Source organism: Bacillus sp. SIMBA_074 (assembly GCF_046534555.1).
In the GTDB taxonomy this organism is placed as follows: domain Bacteria; phylum Bacillota; class Bacilli; order Bacillales; family Bacillaceae_G; genus Bacillus_A; species Bacillus_A mycoides.
The window spans coordinates 50784-69432 of record NZ_JAWRYM010000018.1; the positions used below are offsets into that span (position 1 = coordinate 50784).

Consider the following 18649-nt stretch of genomic DNA (forward strand, 5'->3'; position numbering starts at 1 on the left):
TCCTTATCCAGCTGCTTCTACTTTTATATTACGTTACTTATTCTCATAATATTATATATTTCAGTAACATCAAAGTGTTTTTTCTGAAAAAAATAAAAACCGAGCAGTTTCGCTCGGTTTTTTATTAATCTTCTTTCGGAAGAACAATTCCTTTATACAATTGAACTGTAATGAAGTAATAAATCGCATAAATGACTACAAAGATAACAATTGGTAACCAAATACGGAAGTATGGATCAACTAAAATAAACCCGAAAATATTCATACCAACTAATACGTGAGCGATACCCACAATTGCCGGGAATAAGAATACTAAGAATAACTCTTTATAAATTGATTTTGTTAATAATTCACGGCGCACACCGATTTTACGAAGCATTTGATAACGCGTAATATCTTTTGATGCACCAGAAAGAATTTTAAACATTAAGCAACTTGCCATCATCGCTAAGAAAGCAATTCCAAGGAAGAAGCCCATAAACACTGTTCCACTCGCAACGCCATAGAACATATCGTACGCCTGATATTTACTGCCCATTTGCTCAGCTTTTACATTTTTATATTTAACTAGCTGCAACTCGTCAAGTTTTTTCCATTCTTTTGTATATGCTACAAAATCATCTGTTTTTCCGATAAATGCTATACCTTCTTTACCATTTATCCCATCGTACATTTTTTGATCTACAATTTTAATTGCATGATCTGTATATAAGTAATATGGCTGGATTGCTCTGAATGCATCGTCCCATTCTGCTGGCATCTCTTTTACATTTTCATTTTTCTCTATGTTTGATCGTGAAATTACATCTACAGGAACTTCACCTGATATTTTTTTAACTTTACCGAAACCTTCTTTTCCTACTCCATCTTGAATAAGTGGGCGATTTTTATCTAAATCTTCTTTTACATAATAAACGTACTTATCATCTACTTTATATCGGTATTCAGCTTTATTTTTAAATGATATGCCGTCTAAAATTTTCTTTTCTTCAGCTGTTGGATTATGAACTACTGAATCATAAATCTCTAAACCATCAACCATTTTTATAACGTTATTTTTAAACGCCATACCACCTGAAATTGCACCGGCTCCAAGAGCAACTAACATCGCTACCGTAGCAAGCACCTTTGTTAAGCTATTAATACGGAAGTTTAATTGTGCGAATGTAAAAGCATTAAGCCCTTTTTCACTACGTTTTTTATTACTCTTTAACTTTTTAATAATAACCGGAAGAAGTGATCCAAATAGCATGTAAGTACCAGCTGTTGTTGTAATTAATGCTATTATAATTCCCATTTCTTTTAATTTTTCCATATAAATCATTGATGCATACCCAATGCCTAATAAAATAACGGCAAGGAATGCAACTACACCTGTCATTTTTCCTTTTACTGCAACACGTTCTGTTTGTGCATCTGCATGTACAAGTTGTAATACAGAAATACGTGATAACTTAATACTGTTCATCATTGCCGATAATACAAATAGTGCAAAGAAGAAAATACATGTAATAGTCATTGATGGGATATAAAATGCTTTATAGCCATCACCAGAAAATTCAAGCTGCTTCATTAATAATTGCCCAATACCCCCGGCAAGTCCTACACCAACTGCAATTCCAATCACAAGAGACGCAGCACCTAATACGATTGTTTCAATGAACATAAGTAATGTAACTTTATGCTTTTTCGCACCTAACATCATGTACATACCAAACTCTTTTTGGCGAAGAGATAATAAGAAAGAGTTTGCATATAAAATGTAGAAGAACGTTATAATTGCTAATAGAAATGAACCTGCTTGGAATACGAAGCCAATAGACTTAATGACAGAATTGGATTCGATAAACGCTTTATTCAGCGCTAACGTTTGAAACATATAAAAAATTGAAATAGACATAACAAGACCAACAAGTAAGACGATATAATCCTTTAGCTTACTTTTCAGCCCTGACATGGAAAGTTTAAATAACATGTCTGAACCTCCTTTCTTACGCTTTTTGTGTACCTAAATCTGCAAGCACATCTAAAATTTCTTTATAAAACTCTTCACGCGTACCACCGCGGTGAATTTCTTTATACAGCTCACCATCTTGAATGAATAAAATACGTTGACAGTAACTTGCACTGTACGGATCATGAGTAACCATCATAATAGATACGCCTTGTTCTTCATTTAAGTTTGTCATCGCATCAAGTAAACTTGCTGCATTTTTAGAATCAAGAGCTCCTGTCGGCTCGTCCCCTAAAATAATTGCTGGTTCATGTACTAGTGCGCGCGCTGCTGCTGAACGCTGCTTTTGTCCACCAGATACTTCAGATGGATACTTTTGAAGAATTTCTGTAATCCCTAGCATATCCGCTACTTTTTCTACTTTCGGTCCAATATTACGTGATGAAACACCTTGAAGGGAAAGTGGAAGTGCGATGTTTTCATAAATAGATAAGTTCTCTAATAAGTTAAAGTCTTGGAAGATAAATCCTAATTTTTGTGAACGGAAATCAGAAAGCTCACCTTGCTTCATTTTCGTAATATCCGTACCCGCAATTTCAACAACGCCGCCCGTTGCTTTATCAAGCGTTGAAATTACATTTAATAATGTCGTTTTACCAGAACCAGATGGCCCCATAATCCCAACAAACTCACCCTCTTGAATTGAGAATGACACACCCTTTAACGCGTATGATTGGTTCTCACCTTTTTTACCGTACACTTTTTGAACGTTTTTCACGTCTACAACTGGTTTCGTCATATATATCCTCCTACACTTGTTTTTCCATTACCTATTTTGCTCCTTTTGGAGGTGAACTGCTATTTATTAACATTACAATTACCTTACACTTTTGTAAGAAAAAAAACTGACCATGTAAGCTCAGTTTTTTATTACCCTTAGCAAATGAAATGCTATTGGCGATTTTCAAAATATATCGATTCACTGGCAATAGTAAAAGGCTGTTCCACTTGGAACAGCCCCTTCCTACTCTTATTTCTTTAAAGGTGTTACCGTCCAATACGTAATAACACGCCAAATCCATTCTAATGGACCCATTTTAAAGATTTTCATCCAAATTAAGCTAAACACAATTTGAATTGCGTAAATTGCAATACATACATATAACGTCTGCATGTACGTTAAGTTTCCTGCAAAGTTAAATACACTGCCTGCAATTAAAATCATTGCAGTTTGTCCGATATAATTTGTTAAAGCCATACGACCGTAGTATTTCAGCGGCGCTAACAATGTTTGAACTGTTTTTAGTTGAAGTAATAAAATTAATGCTCCAACATAGAAAGCTGAAATTACTGGTCCAACTGTAACACCAATTTTTAAAAATTGGCTTGCAGTATCCATTGTCCCATCCTCATTCATAAGTATCATATTTACAAATGGATTAGCAGGAACGTGCCCATATTGATACCATAAAGCTATCACACTTAAAACAAACATAACTCCTGTAAAAATAGCGACTTGCTTTATTTTCGCTGAAAGATTTTCAAATACTTTGTACTGTCCTGCAGCAAGACCTAATAAAATTAAACCTAATGGTAATAATTCCTTAGCTGCCATAATACTAAAAACTATCGTAAGAATAAGACCGATTACTAAATTTATTTGCTTCTTCACTTTATAAAATGGTAAAGTGACTAATCCACAAATTGCGTATAACGCTAGTGCTTCCCCAGGCTGAAACATTTGATGAATCAAACCAAAAATAAATAGTGCAACTAAGCGGCGTAAAAATAGAACATATCCATTCTTCCCTTTCGCAATTGCTCTTGTAATGAAGATATAGAATCCTACTCCAAATAAGAATGAAAAGATTGAGAAGAAACGACCTTCTACAAATAAGTATAGAAACCTTTGATAACTTGCATCCACTGTACTAGGATCTGGAACTTTAATATTAAGTAGTGCAAGAATATTTACTAAAATAATCCCCAGTAATGCGAAGCCACGAATGTAATCTAACTCATCAATTCGTTTGTTTGTAATATTGTTCCCCATAATACAACTCCTTGTCCAAAATTAAATCCTCCCTTACTCTACTGGAAAAAGACAATCGTAACTATCGGCAAACCTTACAGGAATCTTACATTATTGTCATATAATGAATTGAAGCTTTAATCAGTATTATTTTGCCCCTTGATTAGCCCGCACCAATCACGAGGCAAAATAAAACCAGGTCATAATGCGACCTGGTTTACTCTGATTGCTTTGATCTTTGAGGTTGTCCTTTTTTACTATTACGCTGTTTCACTTGAACAACTGGATCAAGTTCATTCGAAAACTCAGCGTTATGTCCGTTTTGCGTTTTTTGCTCTGGATTGTTTTGATCTGAACGTTTCGCCATTACATTCACTCCTTATTAGTGCGGTGTAATAATCATTTGATGTTGCAATTGGCGAATTGCCATACGTGCTCTATTTAACTGCTCACGCTGCTCATCATTCGCATGTTGCTGCATCGTTTGTAAGTCATTATATGCTTGTTCTAATTGCAACTGAGCATCCGAATACTCCATCGTATTGTAATGCTCCTGTCTCATGCCTTGGTCTAATTGTTCTTTCGCATATTCCACCGCTTGTTCTGCCTGTGTAATATACTCTTCAAGTGATTGACGCTCTGCCATAATTGTCCCTCCTTGCTTCAATTCCCCTTTAGTGTGTCCCTTCCATATGAACCTTATGAGTATGTTATAATGGATTTTGTTTCATTTTGACTCGTCTTAGGAGGGAAAATAATGAAGGTTCAAAACCCTTTTCCATATACAAATGACAATAAACGTTATCATACATGGAATTACCACTTACGAAATGAATTCGGTGAAAAAATCTTTAAAGTTTCATTAGATGCTGGCTTCGATTGCCCGAACCGTGACGGTACAGTCGCTTACGGCGGCTGCACGTTTTGTAGTGCTGCTGGATCTGGTGACTTCGCTGGCGATCGCCGCGATGATGTTATAACGCAATATCATGAAATGAAAGAAAAAATGCACTCAAAGTGGAAAGACGGAAAATGTATCGCTTATTTTCAGGCTTACACAAATACACATGCACCACTTGAAGTGTTAAAAGAAAAATTCGAACCACTTCTAGCAGAAAAAGACGTTGTCGGTCTTTCTATCGCAACTCGTCCGGATTGTTTACCAGACGATGTCGTTGAATATTTAGCGGACTTAAATAAACGCACATACCTTTGGGTTGAACTCGGACTACAAACTGTTCATGAACGTACTGCAAATCTTATTAATCGCGCTCACGATTATCCGTCTTACGTGGAAGGCGTAAATAAATTACGTAAGCATGGCATTAGAGTTTGCTCTCATATTATTAACGGTCTTCCACTTGAAGATTACGACATGATGATGGAAACAGCTCGTGAAGTAGCAAAGCTTGACGTACAAGGAATTAAAATTCATTTACTTCATTTATTAAAAGGAACGCCAATGGTGAAGCAATATGAAAAAGGACAATTAGAATTCCTTTCTCTTGAAGATTACGTAAGTCTCGTTGTTGACCAACTTGAAATGATTCCAGAAGACGTAATTGTGCACCGCATCACAGGTGACGGTCCACCTGATTTAATGATTGGCCCAATGTGGAGCTTAAATAAATGGGAAGTATTAAATTCCATCGATGCAGAATTTGTACGCCGCGGAAGCTGGCAAGGAAAATATGCAAATGAGGAGAAACAAAAATGAAATTAGAACGTGTATTACCGTTTGCTCGCTCGCTGCTGCAAACGGCAGTAAAAGAAGGCGATTACGCTGTAGATGCAACGCTCGGCAATGGGCATGACACTTGCTTCCTAGCTGAAATCGTTGGAGATAACGGAAAAGTATTTGGATTTGATATACAACAAGAAGCAATCGAAAGTTCTACTATCCACCTAAAAGAAAAAGAACTTTTCGAACGTACTGTTTTAGTTCACGATAGTCACGATACACTTTTATCCGTACTACCAGAAGAAGCAAAAGGAAAAGTAACAGGAGCAATATTCAACTTAGGTTACCTTCCTGGCGGTGACAAACATATCGTCACAAAACCGAACTCAACAATCTCGGCTATCGAACAATTATTAGAAGTAATGGCACCTGAAGGTATCATCGTCCTTGTCATTTACCACGGACATCCAGAAGGACAAGTAGAACGCGACGCTGTTCTCAAATTTGCAGAAGAGCTAGATCAAAAACAAGCTCACGTACTAAGATACGGTTTCATTAACCAACAAAACAACCCGCCATTTATTGTGGCGATTGAGAAGCGATAAATATATCAACGATTTTTCAATTATATCTATCGAAACTCCGGATATATCAACGATTTTGTCGATATATCAACGATTTTGTCGATATATCGACTTATCAACAAAATATAACAAAAAAGACGTGCACTCATTGCACGTCTTTTTCTTATCCTCCTATATAATGGATGTATTAAATATTAAAGGGGACTAAACAATGATCGGAATACTAGCAGGAATGGGGCCAAAATCAACTGGGCCATTCGTTGATACAGTTGTAGCAAAGTGCCAAACAATATACGGAGCAAAGCATGATATGAACTTTCCTCATATGATGATTTATTCTTGCCCAACACCATTTTACATGGATCGCCTTATTGATCACGAAGCAATGAAAAAAGCGATTATTGAAGGGGCACAAAAACTTGAAAGTACTGGCGTAGAATTTATCGCTATGCCGTGCAATACGGCGCATCTTTATTTTGAAGAATTACAGCATTCTCTGTCCATTCCGATTTTAAATATCGTCGATGAGACGTTACAAGCAATTCCTGAAAATACAAAAAGAGTTGCTCTTCTCGCAACAGAAGCGACAATTCAAGCTGGTATTTACCAAGATGGGGTTGCAAAACGTAATATAGAGTACATTCATCATGAAAAATGGCAGACAATGATTAATCAAATTATTACTTGTATTAAAAGCGGAGAAATTGAAGCAGCTCAAGAATTATGGAGCACGCTCGTTATACAGTTAAAAGATAAAGTAGATACTGCTATTATCGCATGTACTGATTTGAATGTTGTGGTGAGTGAGGATTTTGTGGATTCTGCTCAATGTCTTGCTGAGGCGATTGTTAGGATGTATCTATCAAATACTAAGAGATCCTCATAAAAATAGAAAACAGCCCTTTTGAAATGTGTTTTATGTTTGATGAAAATCCCAAAAACTTTTAACATTTTTCACAATTCCTTCAAAATATCCACACTTAATCTCGCTATATTAAAATGAGGAATCTATTCATATAGGGAAGGTTAGGGGAACTGAAAGTATGAAAGTAAATCGTTCGCTTCATTACATTTTTTGGCGTTGGCATTTTTATGCTGGGCTTTTTATTACGCCGCTTCTTATTACATTGTCACTGAGCGGAATTGGGTATTTATTTCGGGAAGAGGTTGAAGATTTCATCTATAAAGATTTATATTTTGGGAAGAGCGCCCAAACAGAGTCTATTTCGATGGCTGATTCGCTTTTCTTAACAGAGAAAAAATATCCACATTATAGTGTGGCGAAAATTAGTGAGTTTAATGGGGATTATAATACGAGGCTTACTATTGCAAATGAATATACTGGGCAACAAAAATATGTGTATTTAGATAGCAATAATCAAATTGTTGGAGATCAAAATGCAAGTGAAACGTTTGCCAATATAATGAGGGAATTACATAGTTCTCTTTTAGTTGGTGGTACTGTCGTTAACTACATTGTAGAGCTTGCGGCATGCTGGACAATCTTTTTAATTTTTACTGGGTTGTATATGAGTATACGCCAGTTCAAAAACACACCAGCATCCAATAAGCGAGAAAAAGCAAAACGACGTCATTCTATTATCGGTATTATATTTACAATTCCACTCATTCTGCTAGTCGCATCAGGTTTACCTTGGTCAGGATTTATGGGTAACCAAATTTATAAAATCGCAGCGTCGAATGAATCAATCGGATATCCGAAATTGTATATGGCACCACCTGAATCAAAGGTAAAAGAATTACCCTGGGCAACAAGAAAAGAAGCTCCTCCGGAATCAAACTCAAATGAACCAAAAGCCATTTCAATTGATGAGTTACAAAAAGGAATTGAAATAAAGAAGCCATATGTTATCTCACTACCGGCTGATCCGAAAGGTGTATTCACCGTTTCGAAATCAAGCGGTTCCGGTATTACGGGTATGCATGTCGCACCAAATGAAGAAATAACAGCTTATTTTGATCAATATAGCGGAAAACTTATTTCCAAAACGGACTATCGTGATTATGGATTATTTGCACAATGGTTCACTTACGGTATCCCGCTTCACGAAGGACATTTATTCGGATGGCCAAATAAAATATTATGCTTACTAACGACATTATCTTTATTACTTCTTATTTATTACGGAATAAAAATGTGGTTAGCAAGAAAGCCGAAAGGAAAATTAGCAGCACCGCCAAAACAAAGAGATAAAAAAAGCATAATCGTTTTCTTTATCATGATGGTTATACTAGGCGCTGTCATGCCTTTATTCGGACTATCTGTTCTAGTTATTTTCGCAATTGAACTTCTCATATATGTATTTGCAAAAATACGATCATAATAAAAAGAAAACCACTCTACAAGAGTGGTTTTCTTCATCACTGCGCCATTTTCTTTCGGTACATCTTCCCGTTCCAATAGAAGAATCGTGAAGTAAGCCCTCCGTATTTTACAATGCGCCGTGCCATTTTGTGCATATTCTTTTGTGCTGATACTTTTTGATCTGATAAATAAATACCAAGTAACCCTCGGCTTATGAGACGATGAAACTTCGCATGAGGTAAATCACCAATGCTCTTCTCTGCTTCTTCTACAAAATGTTTCATACGATCTAATATCGCTTGCTCGTTTTCATAATAACTACAGAAATTCAAATCCCCGCCTATACGGTCTTCTTCTTGATCGATGAAATAATCAAGTAAAATGTGAAGTCCTTGTACGTAAGGGAAGTATCCTTGTCTAATTTTCGCAATATCTTCATCATGTAATTCATCATGAAATGCATATGCTACAAGACAGAAGATTCCAAGTGTAGAACCGGCACATGCTGAAAATTCAAACCAACTCATCTCTGGTAAGTTTTCTTTATGTGCTTCAAACCATGTTTTTAAACGTGGTTCTCTTTCTTCTAACTTCACGTGTTTATGAATTTGCAAATCACAATAATAACAAGCAAGTTCATGAAGAATTGGAGCAATTTTATCATAATGCTTCGTTTTCTTTAAAACATCCTGACATGTTTCAACAAGCTCATCTAAATAACCACCATCATCTTGATCATCACGATAACGATAATAGTTACCGCCCCCTTCAACTTCAGGGCTTAATGCCATTACCATCGACTCATGAAGAGCCGCAAAGTCTTTCGGGTCAAGTGATGTACTACGATCACATAAATTATCTAAATAGTCGCTAATCGTTTGATAAGCTACGATAAAACGAATGCATTCCTCTCGGTGTTCATTTGCTAGTAGCGCTAAAATGCCACCGCCCTCGCAATGAAATGTTTTATTCTCAATACTTGCGATTGCCTGACTATGAAGCTCGTCATTCGGAATATGGTAGGCACGCTCTTTCCACATCGCTAGCTCATGGTGTACTACCGGAAACACATCACGGTATACTTTCGCCATGAGCGTTATGGGATTACTCGGTACGTTCACTTCTTCCTTCATCTCCTCTATTCAATGTACAAATAATTTACTTATTTGTTTCTATTATGTTATTGATGCGTATTTCAGTAAATGACTGAATATAATTCAAAATTTCATCACGCTCATACTCATTTAATAACTCATGATAACAATTCGGCCATTCTTTAAAAGCCTTATCACTTATTTTAACATTATCAAACCAAGTACGGACACGTGTTTTATCTACAAGTTTATCCTCACAAGCCTGCATTAGCAAGAGTGGAACGTCTGGAAAATCGCCTATTTTTTTATGCGCAATTTCGATAGACTTAATCAATTCACTATACCAACGTACTGATACTTTGCGCAAGAACAATGAATCATTCTCCATCGCATCTCTCACTTCATGATTACGAGTTGACATTTCCACTGTAAGATTCGTTGCAAATTGCAATTTTGGAGTAACAACATTTAATATTTTTGAGGCAGCTCGAAGCGGAGCAGAAGGTCCAGTTAATACACCTAAACATGGTGAACTTAAAATAATACCATCTACATCTTCTCTCTTCGTTTCTTGCATCATACGAATGACAATAAGACCACCCATACTATGACCAAATATAAAAATAGGTAATCGATACTTCCTTGCCTCTTTCACCCATAATTTAACTTCCTCTATGTATTCATCAAATGAATCAATATGTCCTCTATTTCTCGAAGTCGTTCCATGTGATGGAAGGTCTCCCATCACAACGTGGTAGCCGATATGATTCCACATTTCCGCTATAGCTTCGTAACGTCCGTGATATTCCATTGCGCCGTGCACGATAACGACTACAGCTTTCGCTTCCTCTGCTTCATAATTCCACATACGGACCTCCTCCATTTCACTCTTTCTCATAATTTGATACACTAAAACTAGTCTCTAGGAAAGGAAGGCTTTACATGATATACCCTTACAAAGAAAAAAATCCGAAAATTGCGAGTAGTGCTTTTATCGCTGACTATGTTACCATTACAGGCGATGTTTCCATTGGTGAGGAATCAAGTATTTGGTTTAATACAGTCATACGCGGCGATGTGTCACCAACAATCATTGGAGACCGAGTAAATGTACAAGACCAATGTACACTTCATCAAAGCCCGCAGTACCCTCTTATTTTAGAAAACGATGTTACAGTTGGGCATCAAGTTATTTTACATAGCTGTCATATTAAAAACGATGCTTTAATTGGAATGGGATCTATTATATTAGATGGTGCTGAAATTGGTGAAGGAGCCTTTATCGGTGCTGGTAGTCTCGTTTCACAAGGAAAGAAAATCCCTCCTAATACGTTAGCTTTCGGTCGCCCTGCGAAGGTCATTCGCGAATTAACAGAAGAAGACCGTAAAGATATGGAACGTATCCGCACACAATACGTTGAAAAAGGACAATATTATAAATCGTTACAAAAGTGATTTTATCGCTGCCATAAGACTGGCAGCTTTTTTTATGAAAAAATCTAACTTTTTCTTTACAAAACCTTATTATCCCCTCAATAAAATCTTATTAAAATAGAAGTTAATAACTCCATATATATGTAAATGAGGGAGGAAAAATCTCATGAAGGTCAGTGGACTATATAAAATAGAATGTTACATCTTCAAAGGAATTAATCGCTACTTTGATCAAAAAACATTAAACATCTTTTTCAGCAATATTACCCATATCGGTGGTGCAAGTTTTTCCATTTCACTTACCCTATTCTTTTTAATTTTCGCAACAGGGAATTTGCATCAAGCTGCAATTGCAACTGCTATTTCTTTAACAATTAGCCATATTCCTGTGCAAATATTAAAAAGATGGTATCCACGAAAACGCCCTTATTTAACAATTCAAGATGCGAAATATCCAGTACAGCCTTTAAAAGATCATTCTTTTCCATCCGGACATACAACGGCTGTTTTCTCTGTCCTCATTCCATTTATTTGCTATAATCCAAACTTGCTTGCTTTTCTATTACCGTTAGCATTATGCGTCGGTATTTCCCGTATTTATTTAGGGCTTCATTATCCGTCAGATGTATTTGTAGGCATGTGCCTTGGCACTTGCTCTGGCATCATCTCTTTTTATCAACTCATTCCACTCATGTAAAGGAGCGATATGATGAGAGTCGCCATATTTACCGATACATTTACACCACAAGTCAACGGTGTGGCGAAAACTTTGGAACGTTTAACTAAATATTTTCAAAAAGAAAATATCGCCTATTCTGTTTTCGCCCCTCAGCATACGGCAGAAGATAATTTCGTAGCGAATGTGAACAAAATGAGAAGTATCCCGTTAACAATATTATATCCAGAATGTCGCTTTGCCTTTCCTACTCCGCGCATTAAGCGGGAACTTCTTGCCTTTAAACCTGATATCATTCACATCGCTACGCCTTTCAATATGGGACTTTGTGGGTTATATTATGCCAAAAAGTTAAATATCCCAGTTGTCGGTTCTTATCATACTGATTTTGACGCCTATTTACGCTATTACAAAATCGAATTTCTCTCCAATATGCTATGGAACTATTTAAGGTGGTTTCATAGTCATATGCAAAAAAACTTTGTTCCTTCTCCTAAAACATTACATCAATTAAAGAAAAAAGGATTTCAACAGCTCTATATTTGGGGACGTGGTGTAGATTGTACTCTCTTTCATCCAACTTACAATAAAGACCTATTCCGAAAAAAATATAATATTACAGCGAAATATATTCTTTCCTACGTCGGGCGCCTTGCTCCTGAAAAAGATATCGATACTCTTCAAACACTTATTCAAACGACAAACAAAGAACGTGACGACATTCATTGGCTCATCGCTGGAGACGGGCCTCTAGCAACAAATTTGCGTGAAGCTGTTCCGAAAACAAATGTCACTTTTACTGGATATTTACAAGGCACGGATTTAGCTGAAGCATATGCTTGTTCTCATATGATGGTATTTCCATCAGCTACTGAAACGTTCGGAAATGTCGTACTTGAATCATTTGCATGCGGTACACCTGTCATCGGAGCAAATAGTGGCGGGGTTAAAAATATTATTACAGATGGAAAAACGGGAATTCTTTGTCCACCAAAAGATATAGATTCCTTTCTATCCTCCATCCATTCTTTATTGCAAAATGAAGATCAACTTATGCAAATGGGCATAGCAGCTTCGTCTTATGCTAAATCAAAAAGCTGGGATGAGATCCTTCGTGGCTTACTTGACCAATATGCAGAAGTCCTTCAGCACACTGCATCAGAATTACTCGCTTAAACAGAAAAACTCCCTTCCAAAAAACGAAGGGAGTTTATTACACAGTTATAAATTTTAGTTTAATAAATGATACATAAGGTGAAATATCATTTTATTCCTATATTCATTATAACAAAAAGATACATAACTAAACAGACTTGTAATAAAAACCCATAAAAATTAATATATGGTTATACAGTATTTTTTACTGTATGGTGATTTTAAGAAATCCCCTTAAAATCAACTTGCTCACATACCTTTATACAGCAATTGTTCTCCAATTTCTGTATATCAAAAAACCTTTCATTCATTTGAAAGGTCTTTTTGAGCCTGCACATATTCTTCTTTCGTATTCACATTTATAAACCAATCTACATTCGCTTGTACATCTTCACCAGCAATATATTTCACATTACATTGTGATAAAAGCTGGCCCATACTTCTTTTTTCTTCTTGAAGCAAAGCATAAATCTTTTCTTTCACGCGGTTATTATACGCTGCAAGTAACGGTTGTTTTCTTCCATTAATAATAGGGACAACAGCATCATATTCATCGCTCGTTTGCTCTAATAAAATGGTAATCCATTCATTTGAAACGTTCGGTGCATCACAAGGCATGATAATACACCAATCTGAATCTATGTATTCCATTCCTGACACTATTCCAGCAAGTGGCCCATTTCCTTTATAGTGCGACATATCTTCTATAACTGGAACTTGTACTAATTGCTCTACTCTCTCTTTTATATCAGTATGACTAATAACAACAACATCTTGCAAAATACTTTCCATTACTTGCACAATATGCTCAACAAAAGTAGTTCCCTTCCAAATCGCCAATGCTTTCGGCTCTCCAAAACGACTAGACTGTCCGCCAGCTAATACAATTCCTGCAATTTTCATTGACGATGCAGCTCAAATGTAATATGACCTAATTCCGGTAAAATTAACTTGTTCATCGCAAGACGAACCGCTCCGCTAGACCCTGGCATCGAAAAGACAACTTTACGCCCGATTGTACCACCGATTGCTCTACTTAACATCGCACTACTTCCGATATCTTCTAAGTAACTTATCATACGGAACAACTCACCAAATCCAACAATTTCTTTATCTAATAACACTGAAACTGCCTCAATCGTTACATCACGTTTCGTAATACCAGTTCCGCCATTCGTTAACACGACATCAACATCTTCCCTATGATAACCAGCTAACACAGCCTGCTGAATACTTTCTTTATCATCTTTCACAATTTCATAAGAGGTCACTGTATGTCCTGCCTCTTTTAACAATTCATGTAATAGCTGTCCGCTCTTATCCGTCTCTTCCGTACGTGTATCGGAAATCGTCACGATCTTGCAACGCACTTTTTTTGGAGCTTGTTTTTTATGTTCAGTTACGCTCATTTTTTATCTTTCCTTTCTTAAAGACTTTTCTTCATTTTATCATACATATCTTTACACAATTATGTATGAAGCCAACGATGCATCATGATACAATATAAGTATATACACCCACAAAAAGTAAAAAATTGTTTATACTCCTAGACTTCACATCATTAGCTACTCTTTAACTCCCCTTATATTTTCTACATAGTAGATTTTATTTTAAAACTTACATTATAAAATAATTTGGAGGTTCACACACTATGGAACTTTATAAAAAATTAACAACAACATTCATCCTCTTATTTGTTGCTTCCATCACTGTCGGTTTTCTCTAAAAGGAGCAATTCCATACGCCACATTAGTGAGTATTATATTCGCAACGCTATTTTTACTGAGCAGTGCTTTTTGCGCAGGAAAAGCACGCCAACTGAAAAGGTGACCGTCTATGTTCCGTAAGAAACCAATCCTTTGTAAATCATGTGAAAAGGAAATACAAACGTATGAAAAAGCATGGATTCATATGCCACTTCCGGCAAGTGGTATGACAAATATGAAAAAGTATATTGAGCTAGACGGAGAAGTTTATTGTAGTTCGTGCATCCAAGTAGTAAATAAAGTGAAACTTTAATCAGTGGGGGTTTTGTTCTTCCCCACTGATTATTAGCCCTCACCAATCAGGCTTTTACGGGCAGTTAGCCTCCTACCTAACTTTTTTGCTTTACAGCCGAATTTTGAGATGGGAGGCTTACTGCCCGTTAATGCGGGATAAAACCAAATAAAAAAAGCTTTGCGCACACAGCGCAAAGCTTTTTTTCATATATTATAGACCAGCTTGCTCTTTTAAAGTAGCTGCTTTGTCTGTACGTTCCCATGAAAGATCTACATCAGTACGTCCGAAATGGCCGTAAGCTGCTGTTTGTTTGTAAATTGGGCGACGTAAGTCTAGCATTTTAATAATACCAGCTGGGCGAAGATCGAAGTTGTTACGAACTAGTTCTACTAATACGTCTTCAGATACTTTACCAGTGCCTAATGTATCAACTGAAATTGATACTGGTTGTGCTACGCCAATTGCGTATGCAAGTTGTACTTCTGCTTTGTCAGCAAGACCAGCTGCTACGATGTTTTTCGCAACATAACGAGCTGCATATGCTGCAGAACGGTCAACTTTCGTTGCATCTTTACCAGAGAATGCACCACCGCCATGGCGAGCATATCCACCGTAAGTATCAACGATGATTTTACGTCCTGTTAAACCAGCATCACCTTGTGGTCCACCAATTACGAAGCGGCCAGTTGGGTTAATGAAGAATTTCGTTTCTACATCCATTAATTCTGCTGGAACTACAGCTTTAATTACGTGCTCTTTTAAATCGCGATCGATTTCTTCCCACGTAACATCTGGATGATGTTGTGTAGAAATTACAATTGTATCCACACGTACAGGTTTACCATTTTCATCATACTCAACTGTAACTTGCGTTTTTCCATCCGGACGTAAGTATGATAATGTGTCATCTTTACGTACTTCAGTTAAACGGCGAGCTAATTTGTGAGCAAGCGAGATTGGAAGTGGCATTAATTCTTGTGTTTCATTACATGCGAACCCAAACATTAAACCTTGGTCTCCCGCACCAATTGCCTCAATCTCAGCGTCAGTCATTTGACCTTCGCGTGCTTCTAGTGCTTGGTCAACACCCATAGCGATGTCAGCAGATTGCTCATCGATAGATGTTAAAACTGCACAAGTTTCTGCATCGAATCCGTATTTTGCGCGTGTGTAACCAATGCCTTGAATTGTTTCACGAACGATTTTTGGAATATCTACGTAAGTAGAAGTCGTAATTTCCCCCGCTACCAATACTAAACCAGTTGTTACAGTTGTTTCACAAGCTACACGTGCATTTGCGTCCTTTGCTAAGATCGCATCTAAAATTGAATCAGAAATTTGGTCACAAATTTTATCTGGATGTCCTTCAGTTACAGACTCAGATGTGAACAGATGACGTTTTTTTGTCATGTGGTAAACCTCCCTACAGTAATTGTATATATTGTACGGAACTCATCCTTAATTTGCCACAAACTGCGACATACATTTATTCTCCCACACAAGCATACAGAAAAACCTTTCCTACTTAACATAGAGGAAAGGTTTAATTTGCTACTTGCATACTGCTTTTTGCCCTTTGCTCTTATCGTTCGAGACCGTTAGCCTCGCACAGGTTTTAGCACCTATTCACCTGTATTTACCACTACAAGTGAGGTTGCTGGGCTTCATCGGGCCTGTCCCTCCGCCAGCTCGGGATAAGAGAGTATCCGTCCCAACCTATACTAAAGAAATGATATTCATTTGTCAATTAATATTCACATTTTCCTGAAAGTTTTTCTCAATACCCATAGAATGAAATATTAATAGGGAAATGATACATTCACACAAACAAAAATAAATAAATAGTATACATTATTTATATAATTGTGTTATACTATTGATGGGGATTACGAGAAATATTTCATTAAATGAAAAGGATGGTATATAAATATGAGTACTGTGAATGTCCAAATTGGTTTACATGAATTATTGAACGGAAGCAATGCACAGATTCAATTAAGTGTTCCGCAATTAGTGGAAAAAGTATTAATGCGAAACGAAGGGAAATTAACTTCTACTGGTGCCGTTTCTGCTTCAACAGGAAAATACACAGGACGTTCTCCTAAGGATAAATTTATTGTGAAGGAAGCATCGGTTGCTGACAAAATTGCTTGGGGAGCCGTGAACCAACCGATCTCTGAAGAACATTTTAATAAATTATATATAAAAGTTTTAGAATACTTAAAAGAAAAAGAAGAGTTATTCATCTTCAAAGGATTTGCTGGCGCTGATCGCAACTATCGCCTACCAATTCAAGTTGTTAACGAATATGCATGGCATAATTTGTTCGTACATCAATTATTTATTCGTCCAAATGAAGAAGAATTAGCAAATCACGAATCAGAGTTCACAATTGTTTCTGCACCAAACTTCAAAGCAGATCCAGCAATTGACGGTACAAATTCTGAAGCATTCATTATGGTTTCATTCGAAAAACGTATCGTACTAATCGGTGGTACAGAATACGCTGGAGAAATGAAAAAATCAATCTTCTCTATTATGAACTTCTTACTACCTGAACAAGACATTCTTTCTATGCACTGCTCTTCAAACGTAGGCGAAGAAGGCGACGTAGCACTATTCTTCGGTTTATCTGGAACAGGCAAAACAACATTATCTGCTGATCCAAACCGTAAATTAATCGGTGACGATGAGCACGGTTGGTCTGATAACGGCGTATTCAATATTGAAGGCGGTTGCTATGCAAAATGTGTAAACCTTTCTCATGAGAAAGAACCACAAATCTTCGATGCAATCAAATTTGGTTCAGTTTTAGAAAACGTTGTCATTGATGGTCAAACACGCATCGCTGACTATAACGATACTACTTTAACAGAAAATACACGTGCTGCATACCCTATGCATGCGATTGACAATATCGTACTGCCAAGTGTTGCAGGACATCCAAATACAATTATTTTCTTAACTGCTGATGCATCTGGCGTATTGCCTCCAATCAGTAAGTTATCAAAAGAGCAAGCTATGTACCATTTCTTAAGCGGTTACACTAGTAAGCTAGCAGGAACAGAGCGCGGTGTTACATCTCCGCAAGCTACATTCTCTACTTGCTTCGGTTCACCGTTCTTACCGCTTGATGCATCTCGTTATGCTGAAATGCTTGGTGAAAAAATCGAGAAACATGATGCGAAAGTATTCTTAGTAAACACTGGCTGGACTGGTGGCGAATACGGTGTTGGTAAACGTATGAACTTAGGTTACACTCGTGCAATGATTCAAGCAGCACTAAGCGGTGAACTTGCTAAAGCTGAAACTGCAAAACACGACATCTTTGGCCTTGAAGTACCTCGTCATGTTCCAGGTGTACCTGATGAAGTATTAATGCCTGAACAAACTTGGGCTGATAAAGATGCTTACAAAGCGAAAGCAATTGAGCTTGCAAACGAATTTAAAGAAAACTTCAAAAAATTCGATAGCGTTTCTGAAGCTATTATTAACTTAGGCGGTCCAATCGCTTAATTACAAATTTTCTGTTGGAATAACCCTTTTACTCATATGAATAAGTGTCGTGTAACCGTAAAGTTCCGCGTACTCACCGACAAAACCCAATGCGGCTTAACGGTTACACACACTTACATAAAAAAGAAGCTTACGTTAAAAACGTAAGCTTCTTTCTATATCTTATATAAAGTGAAACTTTAATCTCTTCATCTAT

General features: G+C 36.9%; 19 protein-coding genes and 1 riboswitch. Of the genes, 9 read left to right on the forward strand and 10 right to left on the reverse strand.

Annotated features, from left to right (window positions below; translation table 11 throughout):
* Positions 1-124: 124 nt before the first annotated feature.
* The 5 genes from SB773_RS18850 to SB773_RS18870 form a co-directional block, all read right to left on the reverse strand.
* Positions 125-1975, reverse strand: a complete 1851-nt coding sequence (locus SB773_RS18850) for an FtsX-like permease family protein (protein WP_410591383.1) — start codon at positions 1973-1975, stop codon at positions 125-127.
* 16 nt (positions 1976-1991) lie between these two features.
* Positions 1992-2753: an ABC transporter ATP-binding protein gene (locus SB773_RS18855; RefSeq protein ID WP_410591386.1), complete on the reverse strand. Its 762-nt coding sequence runs from the start codon at positions 2751-2753 to the stop codon at positions 1992-1994.
* A 231-nt stretch (positions 2754-2984) separates the two neighbouring features.
* Positions 2985-4007: a DUF418 domain-containing protein gene (locus tag SB773_RS18860; protein WP_113734063.1), complete on the reverse strand. Its 1023-nt coding sequence runs from the start codon at positions 4005-4007 to the stop codon at positions 2985-2987.
* A gap of 196 nt (positions 4008-4203) precedes the next feature.
* A complete protein-coding gene (locus SB773_RS18865; RefSeq protein WP_001129345.1) occupies positions 4204-4353 on the reverse strand; it encodes a hypothetical protein in 150 nt (49 codons plus the stop codon).
* 15 nt (positions 4354-4368) lie between these two features.
* Positions 4369-4632, reverse strand: coding sequence for a YtzC family protein (locus tag SB773_RS18870; RefSeq protein WP_002089099.1), 264 nt, complete (start codon positions 4630-4632; stop codon positions 4369-4371).
* 111 nt (positions 4633-4743) lie between these two features.
* Between SB773_RS18870 and mnmL the strand changes: the two genes are divergently transcribed.
* From mnmL to SB773_RS18890, 4 genes are all read left to right on the forward strand, one after another.
* Positions 4744-5703, forward strand: a complete 960-nt coding sequence (gene mnmL / locus SB773_RS18875; protein WP_002190960.1) for a tRNA modification radical SAM protein MnmL/YtqA — start codon at positions 4744-4746, stop codon at positions 5701-5703.
* Positions 5700-6272 (forward strand): tRNA 5-(aminomethyl)-2-thiouridylate-methyltransferase MnmM, encoded by a 573-nt coding sequence (gene mnmM, locus SB773_RS18880; protein WP_002190961.1) that lies wholly within the window; start codon positions 5700-5702, stop codon positions 6270-6272. Before mnmL ends, mnmM begins: the two co-directional genes overlap by 4 nt.
* A 190-nt stretch (positions 6273-6462) precedes the next feature.
* Positions 6463-7137 (forward strand): aspartate/glutamate racemase family protein, encoded by a 675-nt coding sequence (locus tag SB773_RS18885; RefSeq protein WP_131246879.1) that lies wholly within the window; start codon positions 6463-6465, stop codon positions 7135-7137.
* 157 nt (positions 7138-7294) lie between these two features.
* Positions 7295-8596, forward strand: coding sequence for a PepSY-associated TM helix domain-containing protein (locus SB773_RS18890; RefSeq protein ID WP_410591390.1), 1302 nt, complete (start codon positions 7295-7297; stop codon positions 8594-8596).
* Positions 8597-8633: 37 nt separating this feature from the next.
* Here the strand turns inward: SB773_RS18890 and SB773_RS18895 are convergent, their stop codons facing one another.
* Both SB773_RS18895 and SB773_RS18900 read right to left on the reverse strand, forming a co-directional pair.
* On the reverse strand, positions 8634-9698 hold the full coding sequence (locus SB773_RS18895) for a tetraprenyl-beta-curcumene synthase family protein (RefSeq protein WP_016102926.1): 1065 nt from the start codon (positions 9696-9698) through the stop codon (positions 8634-8636).
* Between the two features lie 37 nt (positions 9699-9735).
* Positions 9736-10539: an alpha/beta hydrolase gene (locus SB773_RS18900; RefSeq protein WP_088032211.1), complete on the reverse strand. Its 804-nt coding sequence runs from the start codon at positions 10537-10539 to the stop codon at positions 9736-9738.
* Between the two features lie 74 nt (positions 10540-10613).
* On the opposite strand from SB773_RS18900, the gene SB773_RS18905 reads away from it, so the two are divergent.
* The 3 genes from SB773_RS18905 (at position 10614) to SB773_RS18915 (ending at position 12957) form a co-directional block, all read left to right on the forward strand.
* Complete coding sequence (locus SB773_RS18905; RefSeq protein WP_088032209.1) at positions 10614-11126, forward strand: gamma carbonic anhydrase; 513 nt, start codon at positions 10614-10616, stop codon at positions 11124-11126.
* Positions 11127-11271: 145 nt separating this feature from the next.
* On the forward strand, positions 11272-11802 hold the full coding sequence (locus tag SB773_RS18910) for a phosphatase PAP2 family protein (RefSeq protein ID WP_410591393.1): 531 nt from the start codon (positions 11272-11274) through the stop codon (positions 11800-11802).
* Between the two features lie 12 nt (positions 11803-11814).
* The gene (locus tag SB773_RS18915; protein ID WP_410591395.1) at positions 11815-12957 is read left to right on the forward strand and encodes a glycosyltransferase family 4 protein; all 1143 of its coding nucleotides are present in this window, start codon (positions 11815-11817) and stop codon (positions 12955-12957) included.
* A 282-nt stretch (positions 12958-13239) separates the two neighbouring features.
* On the opposite strand, the gene SB773_RS18920 is transcribed toward SB773_RS18915, so the two are convergent.
* Together SB773_RS18920 and SB773_RS18925 are read right to left on the reverse strand one after the other, a co-directional pair.
* On the reverse strand, positions 13240-13839 hold the full coding sequence (locus SB773_RS18920) for a molybdenum cofactor guanylyltransferase (RefSeq protein WP_410591397.1): 600 nt from the start codon (positions 13837-13839) through the stop codon (positions 13240-13242).
* Entirely contained in the window at positions 13836-14345 is a 510-nt protein-coding gene (locus SB773_RS18925; protein ID WP_131246886.1) for a MogA/MoaB family molybdenum cofactor biosynthesis protein, read from the reverse strand. The genes SB773_RS18920 and SB773_RS18925 overlap by 4 nt, the downstream gene beginning before the upstream one ends.
* 427 nt (positions 14346-14772) lie before the next feature.
* Between SB773_RS18925 and SB773_RS18930 the strand changes: the two genes are divergently transcribed.
* Positions 14773-14955 carry a hypothetical protein gene (locus SB773_RS18930; RefSeq protein ID WP_410591399.1) on the forward strand — a complete coding sequence of 61 codons (183 nt, stop codon included), beginning with the start codon at positions 14773-14775 and terminating at the stop codon, positions 14953-14955.
* 192 nt (positions 14956-15147) lie between these two features.
* Here the strand turns inward: SB773_RS18930 and metK are convergent, their stop codons facing one another.
* Complete coding sequence (metK, locus tag SB773_RS18935) at positions 15148-16347, reverse strand: methionine adenosyltransferase (protein ID WP_410591401.1); 1200 nt, start codon at positions 16345-16347, stop codon at positions 15148-15150.
* Positions 16348-16516: 169 nt separating this feature from the next.
* Positions 16517-16638: riboswitch (SAM riboswitch) on the reverse strand.
* Between the two features lie 228 nt (positions 16639-16866).
* Here metK and pckA point away from each other — a divergent pair.
* Complete coding sequence (pckA, locus tag SB773_RS18940; RefSeq protein WP_215576612.1) at positions 16867-18453, forward strand: phosphoenolpyruvate carboxykinase (ATP); 1587 nt, start codon at positions 16867-16869, stop codon at positions 18451-18453.
* Positions 18454-18649 lie beyond the last annotated feature (196 nt).

Bases quoted from the DNA above. Each gene is read 5' to 3' on its own strand.
- SB773_RS18850 (WP_410591383.1), bottom strand. From the start codon at position 1,975: ATGTTATTTAAACTTTCCATGTCAGGGCTGAAAAGTAAGCTAAAGGAT.
- SB773_RS18855 (WP_410591386.1), bottom strand. From the start codon at position 2,753: ATGACGAAACCAGTTGTAGACGTGAAAAACGTTCAAAAAGTGTACGGT.
- SB773_RS18860 (WP_113734063.1), bottom strand. From the start codon at position 4,007: ATGGGGAACAATATTACAAACAAACGAATTGATGAGTTAGATTACATT.
- SB773_RS18865 (WP_001129345.1), bottom strand. From the start codon at position 4,353: ATGGCGAAACGTTCAGATCAAAACAATCCAGAGCAAAAAACGCAAAAC.
- SB773_RS18870 (WP_002089099.1), bottom strand. From the start codon at position 4,632: ATGGCAGAGCGTCAATCACTTGAAGAGTATATTACACAGGCAGAACAA.
- mnmL (WP_002190960.1), top strand. From the start codon at position 4,744: ATGAAGGTTCAAAACCCTTTTCCATATACAAATGACAATAAACGTTAT.
- mnmM (WP_002190961.1), top strand. From the start codon at position 5,700: ATGAAATTAGAACGTGTATTACCGTTTGCTCGCTCGCTGCTGCAAACG.
- SB773_RS18885 (WP_131246879.1), top strand. From the start codon at position 6,463: ATGATCGGAATACTAGCAGGAATGGGGCCAAAATCAACTGGGCCATTC.
- SB773_RS18890 (WP_410591390.1), top strand. From the start codon at position 7,295: ATGAAAGTAAATCGTTCGCTTCATTACATTTTTTGGCGTTGGCATTTT.
- SB773_RS18900 (WP_088032211.1), bottom strand. From the start codon at position 10,539: ATGTGGAATTATGAAGCAGAGGAAGCGAAAGCTGTAGTCGTTATCGTG.
- SB773_RS18905 (WP_088032209.1), top strand. From the start codon at position 10,614: ATGATATACCCTTACAAAGAAAAAAATCCGAAAATTGCGAGTAGTGCT.
- SB773_RS18910 (WP_410591393.1), top strand. From the start codon at position 11,272: ATGAAGGTCAGTGGACTATATAAAATAGAATGTTACATCTTCAAAGGA.
- SB773_RS18915 (WP_410591395.1), top strand. From the start codon at position 11,815: ATGAGAGTCGCCATATTTACCGATACATTTACACCACAAGTCAACGGT.
- SB773_RS18920 (WP_410591397.1), bottom strand. From the start codon at position 13,839: ATGAAAATTGCAGGAATTGTATTAGCTGGCGGACAGTCTAGTCGTTTT.
- SB773_RS18925 (WP_131246886.1), bottom strand. From the start codon at position 14,345: ATGAGCGTAACTGAACATAAAAAACAAGCTCCAAAAAAAGTGCGTTGC.
- SB773_RS18930 (WP_410591399.1), top strand. From the start codon at position 14,773: ATGTTCCGTAAGAAACCAATCCTTTGTAAATCATGTGAAAAGGAAATA.
- metK (WP_410591401.1), bottom strand. From the start codon at position 16,347: ATGACAAAAAAACGTCATCTGTTCACATCTGAGTCTGTAACTGAAGGA.
- pckA (WP_215576612.1), top strand. From the start codon at position 16,867: ATGAGTACTGTGAATGTCCAAATTGGTTTACATGAATTATTGAACGGA.